The following is a 13,864-nucleotide window of genomic DNA, read 5'->3' on the forward strand; positions in this document are numbered from 1 at the left end:
GGCTTAACAAGGCGTCCTGCCTGATAATAAGCCCTCCGCAAAGCGGAGGGCATGGCAACCTTACTCGCCTTGCTGTTCTGCTGCTGGCGCTTCTGGCGCAGCTGCAGGCTGAGACTGCTCGGTGGCTTCTTTAATGCTCAGACGGATACGGCCCTGGCGGTCAACTTCCAGAACTTTAACCGGGACTTCCTGGCCCATCTGCAGATAATCGGTCACTTTCTCAACACGCTTGTCAGCGATCTGAGAGATGTGAACCAGACCTTCTTTACCGCCACCGATGGCAACGAACGCGCCAAAGTCAACGATACGGGTCACTTTACCTGCATAGACACGACCCACTTCGATTTCTGCGGTGATCTCTTCGATGCGACGGATTGCGAATTTCGCTTTCTCGCCGTCGGTTGCTGCAATCTTCACAGTACCGTCATCTTCGATTTCGATCGTGGTGCCGGTTTCTTCGGTCAGCGCACGGATTACGGAACCGCCTTTACCGATAACATCTTTGATCTTGTCTGGATTGATCTTGATGGTGTGAATACGTGGAGCGAACTGAGAAATATCGCCACGCGGCGCGTTAATCGCCTGTTCCATCACGCCCAGGATGTGCAGACGAGCACCTTTAGCCTGGTTCAGAGCAACCTGCATGATCTCTTTGGTGATACCTTCAATTTTGATATCCATCTGCAGTGCAGAGATACCGTCGCGGGAACCCGCAACTTTGAAGTCCATATCGCCCAGGTGGTCTTCGTCGCCCAAAATGTCAGACAGCACAACAAAGTTGTCGCCTTCTTTCACCAGACCCATTGCGATACCCGCAACAGCCGCTTTGATTGGCACGCCGGCATCCATCAACGCCAGAGATGCACCACACACGGAAGCCATGGATGAAGAACCGTTGGATTCGGTGATTTCAGAAACCACACGCACGGTGTACGGGAATTTATCTGCTTCTGGCATCACTGCCAGCACGCCGCGCTTCGCCAGACGGCCGTGACCAATTTCACGACGCTTAGGCGAACCAACCATACCGGTTTCACCTACGGAGTACGGAGGGAAGTTATAGTGGAACAGGAAGCTGTCGGTGCGCTCGCCCATCAGTTCGTCGATGTTCTGTGCATCACGCGCAGTACCCAGGGTCGCGGTAACCAGCGCCTGAGTTTCGCCACGGGTGAACAGTGCAGAACCGTGAGTACGTGGCAGTACGCCAGTACGAACGTCCAGACCGCGGATCATGTCTTTCTCACGACCATCGATACGCGGCTCGCCTGCCAGTACGCGGCTACGAACAGCATTTTTCTCGATAGCGTGCAGAATTTCGCTCAGCTCGTTAGCGTCCAGAGATTCATCTTCAGCAACCAGCGTAGCGATGGTTTCAGATTTGATGACATCAATCTGCGCGTAACGCTCTTGCTTGTCAGTGATGCGGTATGCATCGCTCAGACGTGCGCCCGCCAGTGCCGCAACGCGTGCATTCAGCGCGTCGTCTACGGCTTCTGGCTGCCAGTCCCAACGTGGTTTACCGGCTTCTTTCACCAGGTCGTTGATGTTCTGGATAACGATCTGCTGCTGCTCGTGGCCAAATACCACGGCACCCAGCATCTGGTCTTCGCTCAGCAGTTCTGCTTCGGATTCAACCATCAGAACAGCGGCTTCAGTACCTGCAACAACCAGGTCCAGCTTACTTTCTTTCAGCTCTTCCTGAGTTGGGTTCAGTACGTACTGGTCGTTGATGTAGCCAACGCGCGCGGAACCGATTGGGCCATTGAATGGAATACCAGACAGAGACAGGGCAGCGGATGCACCAATCATTGCCACGATATCCGGGTTAACCTGTGGGTTAACGGAAACAACGGTCGCGATAACCTGAACTTCGTTTACGAAGCCTTCCGGGAACAGCGGACGAACCGGGCGGTCAATCAGACGCGCAATCAGGGTTTCGCCTTCGCTTGGACGGCCTTCACGACGGAAAAAACCACCCGGGATTTTACCGGCAGCGTAAGTACGCTCCTGGTAGTTAACGGTCAGCGGGAAGAAATCCTGACCTGGTTTTGCTTTTTTCTGGCCAACAACAGTCACGAAGACTGCGGTATCATCCATGCTTACCATAACGGCAGCAGTAGCCTGACGCGCCATCATGCCGGTTTCCAGCGTGACGGTGTGTTGACCATACTGGAATTTACGAACGATCGGATTCAGCAAAGTTCTGTCCTTTCTTAAATGTTTGACAGCACACCACCGGCGTGCTGACGATTTAACCCGACCTTCTTCGCATCCTCGCGACTAATGACAACCGACACCCCCATGGGTGAAGCCTCTCATTAGCCGCGCGAACCTCTGCAATGAAGATCATTTATAGCAACAATACAATAGTTTCCAGTGAATTGCTGCCGTCTGGTTGAAAAAAGGGGCCATCAGGCCCCCTTTTCTGAAACTCGCAAGACTTAGCGACGCAGACCCAGACGCTCGATCAGCGAGGTGTAGCGTGCAACATCTTTACGTTTCAGGTAGTCGAGCAGTTTACGACGCTGAGAAACCATACGCAGCAGACCACGACGGCTGTGGTGATCTTTTTTGTGCTCTGCAAAGTGACCCTGCAGGTGGTTAATCTGTGCAGTCAGCAGTGCAACCTGAACTTCGGTAGAACCGCTGTCGTTAGTACCACGACCAAACTCAGAAACGATTTTAGCTTTAGCTTCAACGCTTAGAGACATTTTAAAACTCCAAAGTATAAAGAATGTAAGGATGCCGATCTCTAATTCAGCAATCCCAGTGTACGCCTCGCAAAATGTTAAACAATTTGCCAGACGTCAAGCGGCGATATTCTACTCGTCTCCCCTGCTTATCGCAAGGTGAGCCGTTATCACCGTTAAGCTTCAACAGGGTATTCGACGACCAGTCGGCGTGGGGCAACGCGTCCTTCACCATCCATTTCGCCCATACCGATAAATTTACCGTCATCACCTTCGGTCACGCGCACCAGGCCGCTGAGCGGCGCATCGGTCGTGCGAACCGGGTTTCCGTTTTTAAAGTAAACGGACGATGTTAAAGGGAGATTAACAATCGGGAAATCAGATGCCGGGCTATCCATTGGCATTAGCAGCGGATCAAGCAAATCTGCCGCAGCAATCCCCTGCTCTTCCGCCTGTTCGACCAGCGCATGAAGATGTTCAAGGGTTACCATCCGCTCGACGGGATATTTGCTGACAGCCAGGCGACGCAGGTAAATAACATGCGCACCGCAGCCCAGCTTTTCGCCCAGGTCGTCAATAATGGTACGAATATAGGTCCCTTTCGAACAGTGAACTTCCAGCTCAATTTCATCGCCTTCGTGGCGAATAAAGAGCAGCTCATACACCGTAATCGGACGGGCTTCGCGCGGGACGTCAATGCTCTGGCGCGCGTACTCGTAGAGTTTCTTACCCTGATACTTGAGTGCCGAATACATCGACGGCACCTGCAGCGTATCGCCACGGAAACTTTCCAGCGCAGCATCAAGTTGCTCTGCGCTGAACGTTACCGGACGCTCTTCAACAATTTGACCATCCGCATCTGAAGTGTCCGTACGCTGGCCAAGCCTGGCAACCACGCGATAGCGTTTGTCGGAATCCAGCAGATACTGGGAAAATTTAGTCGCCTCTCCCAGGCAAACCGGCAACATGCCGGTCGCCAGCGGATCCAGCGCACCGGTATGTCCCGCACGGTTGGCGTTGAAGATACGCTTAACTTTTTGCAGCACGTCGTTGCTGGAAGCGCCCTGGGGTTTATCCAACAGCAGCACACCATGCACGTCGCGCCCACGACGACGAGGACGACTCATCAATCCTCCTTGCTGTCGTCCGTCGGATTCACACGACGCTCGTCGTCGTGTTTCACCACGCTGGTCACCAGGTTGGACATACGCATACCTTCGACCAACGAGTTGTCGTAGAAGAAGGTCAGCTCAGGCACGATACGCAACCGCATCGCTTTGCCGAGCAGAGAGCGGATAAATCCAGAGGCTTCCTGCAGCGCTTTGATGCCGTTCTTCACTGCTGCTTCATCCTGATCGTTCAGGAAGGTCACGAACACTTTGGCATAAGCCAGGTCACGGGACATTTCCACGCCAGACACGGTGGTCATCATGCCCAGGCGTGGGTCTTTAATTTCACGTTGCAGAATGAGAGCGATTTCTTTCTGCATTTCCTGCGCTACGCGCTGTGGGCGACCAAATTCTTTCGCCATAATAAATTCTCCAGACAAAAAAGGGGCTAAAGCCCCTTTTTAAAATTATTGCCGGGTGGCGCGAGGCTATCCCGGCTTACTCTCGATCGTTACGCAATGGTACGCTGGATTTCGATGATCTCGAACACTTCGATCATATCGCCAACGCGAACATCGTTGTAGTTCTTCACGCCGATACCACATTCCATGCCGTTACGAACTTCGTTAACGTCATCTTTGAAGCGGCGCAGAGATTCCAGCTCGCCTTCATAGATAACCACGTTGTCACGCAGGACGCGGATTGGGTTGTGACGCTTGATGAGGCCTTCGGTAACCATACAGCCTGCGATAGCACCGAATTTCGGTGATTTGAACACGTCACGTACTTCAGCCAGACCGATAATCTGCTGTTTCAGCTCCGGTGACAGCATGCCGCTCATTGCTGCTTTAACTTCGTCGATCAGGTTATAGATGACGGAGTAGTAACGCAGATCCAGACTTTCAGCATCGATAACTTTACGCGCAGAGGCGTCAGCACGAACGTTGAAGCCAACCAGGATAGCGTTAGACGCTGCAGCCAGGGTTGCGTCGGTTTCGGTGATACCACCTACGCCAGAACCGATGATCTTCACTTTAACTTCGTCAGTAGACAGTTTCAGCAAGGAGTCGGAGATCGCTTCCACAGAACCCTGAACGTCAGCTTTCAGAACGATGTTCACTTCATGAACTTCGCCTTCGGTCATGTTAGCAAACATGTTCTCGAGTTTAGATTTCTGCTGACGAGCCAGTTTAACTTCACGGAATTTACCCTGACGATACAGTGCAACTTCACGCGCTTTCTTCTCGTCACGCACAACAGTCACTTCGTCACCGGCTGCCGGAACACCGGACAGACCCAGGATTTCCACTGGAATGGACGGACCCGCTTCCAGCACTTCCTGACCCAGTTCGTTACGCATCGCACGAACACGGCCGTATTCAAAGCCACACAGGACAATGTCGCCCTTGTTCAGGGTACCTTCGCGAACCAGAACGGTTGCAACCGGACCACGACCTTTATCCAGGAAGGATTCGATGACCGCGCCGCTCGCCATACCGTTACGGATCGCTTTCAACTCCAGAACTTCAGCCTGCAGCAGGATAGCGTTCAGAAGGTCGTCAATACCGGTACCGGCTTTCGCAGATACTGGGATGAACTGCGCTTCGCCGCCCCACTCTTCCGGCATAACGCCGTACTGGGACAGTTCGTTCTTAACGCGATCCATGTCAGCTTCTGGCTTATCGATTTTGTTGACTGCAACAACCAGAGGCACCTGCGCCGCTTTTGCGTGCTGGATTGCTTCAATGGTCTGTGGCATCACGCCATCATCAGCAGCAACAACCAGAACTACGATATCCGTTGCCTGAGCACCACGAGCACGCATTGAGGTAAACGCTGCGTGGCCAGGGGTATCCAGGAAGGTGATCATGCCGTTGTCGGTTTCTACGTGGTAAGCACCGATATGCTGGGTAATACCACCCGCTTCGCCAGATGCAACCTTAGTAGAACGAATGTAGTCAAGCAGAGAGGTTTTACCGTGGTCAACGTGACCCATGATGGTCACAACTGGTGCGCGCGGTTCAGCCGCTGCGCCAGTGTCACGGTCGCTCATTACTGCTTCTTCCAGCTCGTTCTCACGACGCAGGATAACTTTGTGGCCCATCTCTTCGGCAACCAGCTGTGCGGTTTCCTGGTCGATGACCTGGTTGATGGTTGCCATAGCGCCCAGCTTCATCATCGCTTTGATGACCTGAGAGCCTTTAACCGCCATCTTGTTAGCCAGATCGCCAACGGTGATGGTTTCGCCGATCACAACGTCACGGTTTACGGCCTGAGCTGGCTTCTGGAAGCCCTGCTGCAGAGCGGAACCTTTACGCTTGCCACCTTTACCACCGCGAACCGCTGCACGCGCTTCTTCACGGTCAGCTTTGGATTCAGCGTGCTTGTTGCCTTTTTTCGCTGGACGCGCAGCTTTAGTCGTGCGAGTACGGCTACGACCACCTTCAACTTCACGGTCGTTGTCGTCTTCTGCCTGGCGTGCATGCTGGGAAGTGGTAACGTGATAATCGCTGTTGTCTTCAGTCGGTTCAGCGGTATTCACACCATTCTTTTCATTTTCTTCTGCCATACGGCGCGCTTCTTCAGCAACACGGCGAGCTTCTTCTTCAAGCTTGCGGCGGGCTTCTTCTTCCGCTTTGCGCTTCAGCTCGGCAGCTTCATTTTCACGGCGGGCTTTTTCAGCCTGGGCAGTTTTTGTCATTTCGTCGGTCTGTTGATTGCTCACTTTGTCTTTTTCCGCAGCGTCACGCTTCACTTTATCACTTGCGTCGCGTTTCGCTTTTTCTGCGGCCTCACGTTCAGCTTTTAATTCTGCTTCACGTTTGGCAGTTGCTTCTGCCTCACGCTGAGCTTGTTCTTCCGCTTCACGCTGTGCCTGCTCTTCCGCAGCAAGGCGTTCTGCCTCTTGCGGATCACGTTTTACAAAGGTGCGTGTCTTGCGGACTTCAATTTGTACCGATTTGCTTTTACCACCGGTACCAGGAATGTTCAACGTGCTGCGCGTTTTGCGCTGCAGCGTCAGCTTGTCAGGCGTTGAACCGTGTTCACGGTTCAAGTGCGCTAACAAGGTTTGTTTTTCGTTCGCAGTCACCGAGTCATCAGCAGCCTTCGGGATCCCTGCATCAGCAAATTGCTGTACCAGGCGGTCCACGGAGGTCTGAATCTCGGCAGCCAGCGATTTTACAGTTACATCAGTCATGCTGTTCCTTCCTGCTACAGTTTATTACGCTTCGTCGCCGAACCAGCAAATATTACGTGCGGCCATGATGAGCTCGCCGGCTTTCTCGTCGGTTAAACCTTCGATATCAGCCAGGTCATCAACGCCTTGCTCAGCGAGATCTTCCAGCGTACAAACACCACGGGCAGCCAGCTTGAACGCAATCGCACGATCAAGACCTTCCAGATTCAGCAGGTCATCAGCCGGCTTGTTATCACCAAGGCTTTCTTCCTGAGCCAGTGCCAGGGTGGTCAGTGCGTTTTTAGCGCGTTCACGCAGGGCTTCAACGGTTGATTCATCCAGACCGTCAATTTCCAGCAGCTCTTTCATTGGCACATAGGCCAGTTCTTCCAGCGTAGAGAAACCTTCTTCAACCAGAACAGTGGCGAAATCTTCGTCAATATCCAGGTATTTAGTGAAGGTATCAATCGCCGCGTGGGCTTCAGCCTGGTGCTTAGCCTGCAGGTCATCAACGGTCATTACGTTGAGTTCCCAGCCGCTCAGCTGTGACGCCAGGCGTACGTTCTGACCGTTACGGCCGATCGCCTGCGCCAGGTTGCCCGCTTCTACAGCGATATCCATGGTGTGTTTGTCTTCGTCAACAACGATAGACGCCACATCAGCCGGAGCCATTGCGTTGATTACGAACTGCGCCGGATTGTCGTCCCAAAGGACGATATCGATACGCTCGCCGCCCAGTTCGGTAGAAACCGCCTGAACACGCGCGCCACGCATACCCACGCAAGCACCGACAGGGTCGATACGCTTGTCGTTCGTTTTCACCGCGATCTTTGCACGAGAACCCGGATCGCGGGCCGCTGCTTTGATCTCGATAACTTCTTCGCCAATTTCTGGCACTTCGATACGGAACAGTTCAACCAGCATTTCTGGTTTAGAACGGGTCACGAACAGCTGCGCACCACGTGCTTCTGGACGCACAGCATACAGAACACCACGGATACGGTCGCCAGGGCGGAAGTTTTCACGCGGCAGCATATCTTCACGCAGGATCACAGCTTCAGCGTTACCCGGCAACCCTTCTGATTTGATTTCCAGAGAGATGTTGTCGCGGTTCACTTTCTTCACCACACCCGTGATGATTTCGCCTTCCTGATCGCGGAACTGATCGACAACCAGCGCGCGCTCAGCTTCACGCACTTTCTGCACGATAACCTGCTTCGCGGTCTGAGTCGTGATACGGTCGAAGGTGACAGATTCAATCTGATCTTCAACATACTCACCCACGTTCAGACTTTCGTCTTCGTAACGTGCTGCTTCCAGCGTGATCTCTTTAGTCGGCTGGGTCACTTCTTCTACGATTACCCAACGACGGAAAGTATCGAAGTCACCGCTTTTACGATCGATTTCTACGCGAACATCGATCTCTTGTTCGTATTTTTTCTTGGTTGCTGTAGCCAGTGCACTTTCCAGCGCTTCGAAAATCTTCTCACGCGGCAGTGATTTCTCGTTGGAGACGGCTTCAACAACAGCCAAAATTTCTTTGTTCATCGCGGGCTTTTCACCTCAATCCAGACTGTTAAAAGTGGGGAACCAGGTTCGCCTTCTGGATATTACTCAGCGCGAACACTTCATCTTTGCCTTCGACTGTCACCGTGATCATCTCACCTTCTACGGATTTGATGACACCCTGCCATTTGCGGCGGTTCTGTACGGCCATACGCAAAACGAGAGCCACTTCTTCACCAGTAAAGCGCACATAGTGCTCGGCCGTAAACATCGGACGATCGAGGCCAGGTGAGGAAACTTCCAGGTTGTACGCGACGGTAATCGGATCTTCAACATCCATCACCGCACTGACCTGGTGGCTAACATCAGCACAATCATCAACATTGATGCCATCTTCACTATCAATATAGATGCGCAGCGTCGATGTGCGGCCGCGAACGAATTCGATGCCAACCAGTTCGTAGCCCAGTGCTTCGACCGGTGCAGTAATCATCTCTGTTAATTTTTGCTCTAATGTGGACAAGCCCACCCCCAAGACATAAAAAAAGGGCGTAAAGCCCAGTTATTCTGTAGTCAGATAACAAAAAACCCCGATAAATCGGGGCTTTAGATAACTGAACCCTATAGCCACAACGGTGGCCTGGAGCACTCTCCGAAAGAATTCTTTCAAATCCAGCTACGAAGGCTCTGAGTCTTCACAGTATATTTGAAAAAGAACTTTATGGGAAAGTGGTTGCGGGGGCCGGATTTGAACCGACGACCTTCGGGTTATGAGCCCGACGAGCTACCAGGCTGCTCCACCCCGCGCCTGAAACGTGGCAAATTCTACGCGTTTTAGAGAGAATTTGCAAATAATGCTGGGATTTGGTACCGAAGACGGGACGTTAAATCGGCGTTCAGTATATTGATAGTAGACCCCTCCTGTCAACCCAACTTCTACCAGGTAATAAAGAGGGAAATTTTGACAAAAAATGCACGAGTCTCTTCCGGTCATCGGTAAAAGATGATTAAATGAATACTCACTTATTTTGCATAAACATGCATCAAGAGCGAAAACGGTCTCTTAATCAGTCAATCAAGCAGGGTTTTATTTTATGACGACGATTCTCAAGCATCTCCCGGTAGGACAACGTATTGGCATCGCTTTTTCAGGCGGCCTGGATACCAGCGCTGCACTGCTGTGGATGCGCCAAAAGGGAGCGGTTCCGTATGCATATACTGCGAACCTGGGTCAGCCGGATGAGGACGATTATGATGCGATTCCTCGCCGTGCCATGGAGTATGGCGCAGAGAACGCGCGACTGATTGACTGCCGTAAGCAACTGGTGGCAGAAGGTATTGCTGCGATCCAGTGTGGTGCCTTCCATAATACGACTGGCGGCCTGACCTATTTTAACACAACCCCGCTGGGCCGCGCAGTGACCGGTACCATGCTTGTTGCCGCCATGAAAGAAGATGGCGTAAACATCTGGGGTGACGGCAGCACCTATAAAGGCAACGATATTGAGCGTTTTTATCGTTATGGCCTGCTGACCAACGCTGAGCTGCAGATTTACAAACCGTGGCTGGATACCGATTTTATCGACGAGCTGGGCGGTCGTCATGAAATGTCCGAGTTTATGATTGCCTGCGGCTTTGACTACAAGATGTCTGTTGAGAAAGCGTACTCAACCGATTCCAACATGCTGGGTGCGACGCATGAAGCAAAAGATCTGGAATTCCTGAACTCCAGCGTGAAGATCGTCAACCCAATCATGGGTGTGAAGTTCTGGGACGAAAATGTCAAAATCCAGGCCGAAGAAGTGACCGTGCGTTTCGATCGTGGTCATCCGGTTGCGTTGAATGGGAAGACCTTCTCTGACGATGTTGAACTGATGCTGGAAGCAAACCGCATCGGCGGTCGCCATGGTCTGGGCATGAGCGATCAGATTGAAAACCGTATCATTGAAGCGAAAAGTCGCGGTATCTACGAAGCTCCTGGAATGGCGCTGCTGCATATCGCCTATGAGCGTCTTCTTACTGGTATTCATAACGAAGACACCATTGAACAGTATCACTCTCATGGTCGCCAACTGGGTAAACTGCTGTATCAGGGCCGCTGGTTCGATCCGCAGGCATTGATGCTGCGTGATGCTCTGCAGCGTTGGGTGGCAAGTGCAATCACGGGTGAAGTGACCCTGGAGCTGCGTCGCGGTAATGACTACTCCATCCTGAACACCGCCTCTGACAACCTGACGTATAAAGCAGAGCGTCTGACCATGGAAAAAGGTGACTCCGTGTTTTCTCCAGACGATCGTATTGGTCAACTGACCATGCGTAACCTGGACATCACCGATACCCGTGAGAAGCTGTTTAACTATATTGAGAATGGTTTGCTCTCTGCCAGCTCCGGTAACGGTCTGCCGCAAGTTGAAAACCTGGAACATAGCGATAAGAAGTAATCGCCAGAAAAATGTAAAAGGCGCCCAATGGGCGCTTTTTTTATAGGGGTATCCAATAAACGACAGACGAAAAAAAAGACGTCTTTCGACGTCTTTCTTCTGGAATATTGGTACCGAGGATGGGACTCGAACCCACAAGCCCGTTAGGGCACTACCACCTCAAGGTAGCGTGTCTACCAATTCCACCACCTCGGTACTGAATACTTACTGCGGGATATCGCTGGTTGGCTTAGCCGGTGCAGCTGGCTGAGTCTGCTCAGTTTTCGCTGGCGCACTCAGATTTTCCCACTCGCTTCCTTTACTGGTCTTGTTGCTGTTGATATTGCCCAGCACCAGACTGATGATGAAGAACAGCGTAGCCAGAATCGCCGTTGTACGGGTCATGAAGTTCGCAGAACCACTTGAGCCAAACAGCGTACCGGAAGCGCCTGCTCCGAAGGAGGCTCCCATATCAGCGCCTTTACCTTGCTGCAGCATGATCAGCGCTACAAGAGCGATGGCTACAATAAGGAAAATAACTAAAAGAGCTTCGTACATAATCAACCTGTTCCTTGCGGATTTGCCGCATACCAATGCTTCGACCAATTAGCAGGATTTCGTGTTTCCCACTGAAGCGGGTGTGAATACTAACCAAAGCGAATGACCTTCGCAAGGGCATTTTCGACGCATTGTATCAACTGCGGAAAAAAACAGCAAAAAGCCATTAATTGCTTAAAACAAAGGCAGCAAGCGCCGCCTTTTTAGTCACTTACTGCGAAACATTATGCAGCTTTTACCGCATCGGCAATTCGATGGGCGAACTCAGTGACCTGCGCTTCATCTTCGCCTTCCACCATCACGCGAATGAGAGGTTCGGTTCCGGACTTACGCAGCAGAACGCGACCACGGTTACCCAGTGCAGATTCAACCTCGGCCATTACCGCTTTCACATTTTCACTTTCCAGCGGATCGCCATTGCCCGCGGTGAATCGCACGTTCACCAGGATCTGCGGGAACATTTTCATACCGCTGCAGAGATCGTGCAGGCTCATATGGTTGCGCGCCATAGCGGCCACGACCTGCAGACCCGCGACAATACCGTCACCGGTGGTGGTTTTATCCAGCAGAATAACGTGGCCGGAGTTTTCAGCACCGATGCGCCAGCCTTTCTCCTGCAGTTTTTCTAGCACATAGCGGTCGCCCACTTTCGCGCGGACAAACGGGATCCCCAGCTGTTTCAGCGCCAGCTCCAGACCCATGTTGCTCATCAACGTACCAACCGCACCGCCGCGAAGTTGACCCTGACGCAGACCTTCACGCGCGATGATATACAGAATCTGATCGCCGTCGACCTTATTACCTTCGTGGTCAACCATGATCACGCGATCGCCGTCACCATCCAGCGCAATCCCAAGATCGGCTTTTTCTGCCAGAACACGCGCCTGCAGTGCACGAACGTCAGTCGCACCAACTTGTTCGTTGATGTTTAGACCATCAGGTTCGCAGCCGATGGTGATTACCGTCGCACCCAGCTCGCGGAAAACATTTGGCGCAATGTGGTAGGTCGCACCGTTTGCGCAGTCCACCACAATCTTCAGGTGGGCCAGACTCAGTTCATTCGGGAACGTGCCTTTGCAGAATTCAATGTAACGTCCGGCGGCATCGACAATACGGTTCGCTTTACCCAGCTCGGCCGAGTCCACGCAGGTGATCTCTTTTTCCATCTCGGCTTCGATAGCTTCTTCCACATCATCTGGCAGCTTGGTGCCGTCGATGGAGAAGAACTTGATGCCGTTGTCATAGAACGGGTTATGTGAGGCCGAAATAACAATACCCGCTTCAGCACGGAAAGTACGCGTCAGATAGGCAACCGCTGGGGTTGGCATAGGCCCCGTAAAGGAAGCTGAAAGTCCGGCAGCCGCCAGACCCGCTTCCAATGCGGACTCCAGCATATAGCCAGAGATGCGGGTATCCTTGCCGATGATGATCTTACGTGAACCATGGCGTGCCAAAACTTTACCCGCCGCCCAGCCGAGCTTCAGGACAAAATCAGGAGTGATTGGAGCATCACCAACGCGCCCACGGATACCATCAGTGCCAAAATATTTACGATTACTCATAGCGTTTGTTTTCCTTCGCTGCCAGTGTGGCTTCCACCACACGCATTGCTTCTACTGTTTCTTTGACGTCATGGACACGAATAATGTGTGCTCCCTGCATCGCTGCAATCACCGCGCAAGCCAGGCTGCCACTTAAGCGCTCAGTCGGCCCTACATTCAGTAACTGTCCAATCATCGACTTTCTGGACATGCCAACCAGCAGCGGCAGATTGAAGTGATGAAATTCGGACAAGCGTGAAAGCAGCGCATAATTGTGAGAGAGATTTTTACCGAAACCGAACCCCGGGTCGAGCAGCAATTTCTCTTTTGCGATACCCGCACGTTCACAGCGTTCGATGTGCTCAATAAAGAAGCGATTTACATCGGCAAACACATCGTCGTATTTTGGGGCTTCCTGCATCGTTTTAGGCTGACCCTGCATATGCATCAGGCAAACCGGTAGCCCAGTCTCTGCCGCCGCTTCAAGCGCGCCCGGCTCGGTGAGCGACCGGATATCATTGATAATGTGAGCGCCTACTCGCGCAACTTCGCGGATGACCTCAGGCTTAGATGTATCAACCGATATCCAGACTTCGAAGCGCTGTGCGATAGCGTCAACGACCGGCACCACGCGCGCCAGTTCCTCTTCCACAGAAACATCCGCCGCGCCTGGACGCGTCGACTCTCCGCCAACATCAATAATGGTGGCACCCGCATTGATCATTAAATTTGCGTGCCTAACCGCCTCGATAAGCGTGTTATGCGTACCGCCGTCAGAGAAGGAGTCAGGGGTGACATTCAGGATACCCATCACATGCGGATGTGAGAGATCGAGATGCGAGTCCTGGGCGAATAATTTCAT

Annotated in this window: 11 protein-coding genes and 2 tRNA genes; 1 reads left to right on the top strand and 12 read right to left on the bottom strand. The window is 52.4% G+C overall.

What is annotated here, in order from left to right; all coding sequences use genetic code 11:
* Positions 1-60: 60 nt before the first annotated feature.
* The 8 genes from pnp to V5P19_RS15630 all read right to left on the bottom strand — a co-directional run bounded on the left by pnp (position 61) and on the right by V5P19_RS15630 (position 9,290).
* Entirely contained in the window at positions 61-2,199 is a 2,139-nt protein-coding gene (gene pnp / locus V5P19_RS15595) for a polyribonucleotide nucleotidyltransferase (protein ID WP_334404825.1), read from the bottom strand.
* A 242-nt stretch (positions 2,200-2,441) separates the two neighbouring features.
* A complete protein-coding gene (rpsO, locus tag V5P19_RS15600) occupies positions 2,442-2,711 on the bottom strand; it encodes a 30S ribosomal protein S15 (protein WP_002434239.1) in 270 nt (89 codons plus the stop codon).
* Between the two features lie 155 nt (positions 2,712-2,866).
* On the bottom strand, positions 2,867-3,817 hold the full coding sequence (gene truB / locus V5P19_RS15605; protein WP_334404831.1) for a tRNA pseudouridine(55) synthase TruB: 951 nt from the start codon (positions 3,815-3,817) through the stop codon (positions 2,867-2,869).
* Positions 3,817-4,221, bottom strand: a complete 405-nt coding sequence (gene rbfA / locus V5P19_RS15610; protein WP_334404834.1) for a 30S ribosome-binding factor RbfA — start codon at positions 4,219-4,221, stop codon at positions 3,817-3,819. The genes truB and rbfA overlap by 1 nt, the downstream gene beginning before the upstream one ends.
* 89 nt (positions 4,222-4,310) lie before the next feature.
* Entirely contained in the window at positions 4,311-6,998 is a 2,688-nt protein-coding gene (gene infB / locus V5P19_RS15615; RefSeq protein WP_334404836.1) for a translation initiation factor IF-2, read from the bottom strand.
* Positions 6,999-7,022: 24 nt separating this feature from the next.
* On the bottom strand, positions 7,023-8,525 hold the full coding sequence (gene nusA, locus V5P19_RS15620; RefSeq protein WP_334404838.1) for a transcription termination factor NusA: 1,503 nt from the start codon (positions 8,523-8,525) through the stop codon (positions 7,023-7,025).
* Positions 8,526-8,553: 28 nt separating this feature from the next.
* Positions 8,554-9,006, bottom strand: coding sequence for a ribosome maturation factor RimP (rimP, locus tag V5P19_RS15625; protein WP_334404840.1), 453 nt, complete (start codon positions 9,004-9,006; stop codon positions 8,554-8,556).
* A 207-nt stretch (positions 9,007-9,213) separates the two neighbouring features.
* A tRNA-Met gene (locus tag V5P19_RS15630) sits at positions 9,214-9,290 on the bottom strand.
* Positions 9,291-9,577: 287 nt separating this feature from the next.
* Between V5P19_RS15630 and argG the strand changes: the two genes are divergently transcribed.
* Positions 9,578-10,924, top strand: coding sequence for an argininosuccinate synthase (argG, locus tag V5P19_RS15635; protein ID WP_334404842.1), 1,347 nt, complete (start codon positions 9,578-9,580; stop codon positions 10,922-10,924).
* 108 nt (positions 10,925-11,032) lie between these two features.
* Here argG and V5P19_RS15640 read toward each other — a convergent pair.
* The 4 genes from V5P19_RS15640 to folP all read right to left on the bottom strand — a co-directional run bounded on the left by V5P19_RS15640 (position 11,033) and on the right by folP (position 13,864).
* Positions 11,033-11,119, bottom strand: a tRNA-Leu gene (locus tag V5P19_RS15640).
* 9 nt (positions 11,120-11,128) lie between these two features.
* On the bottom strand, positions 11,129-11,461 hold the full coding sequence (gene secG, locus V5P19_RS15645) for a preprotein translocase subunit SecG (RefSeq protein ID WP_003861803.1): 333 nt from the start codon (positions 11,459-11,461) through the stop codon (positions 11,129-11,131).
* Positions 11,462-11,685: 224 nt separating this feature from the next.
* Positions 11,686-13,023, bottom strand: a complete 1,338-nt coding sequence (gene glmM / locus V5P19_RS15650; RefSeq protein WP_334404844.1) for a phosphoglucosamine mutase — start codon at positions 13,021-13,023, stop codon at positions 11,686-11,688.
* Positions 13,016-13,864 (bottom strand): dihydropteroate synthase, encoded by an 849-nt coding sequence (gene folP, locus V5P19_RS15655; RefSeq protein ID WP_334404846.1) that lies wholly within the window; start codon positions 13,862-13,864, stop codon positions 13,016-13,018. The genes glmM and folP overlap by 8 nt, the downstream gene beginning before the upstream one ends.

The sequence above is a fragment of the Enterobacter sp. UNJFSC 003 genome, from assembly GCF_036903355.1.
Lineage (GTDB): Bacteria > Pseudomonadota > Gammaproteobacteria > Enterobacterales > Enterobacteriaceae > Enterobacter.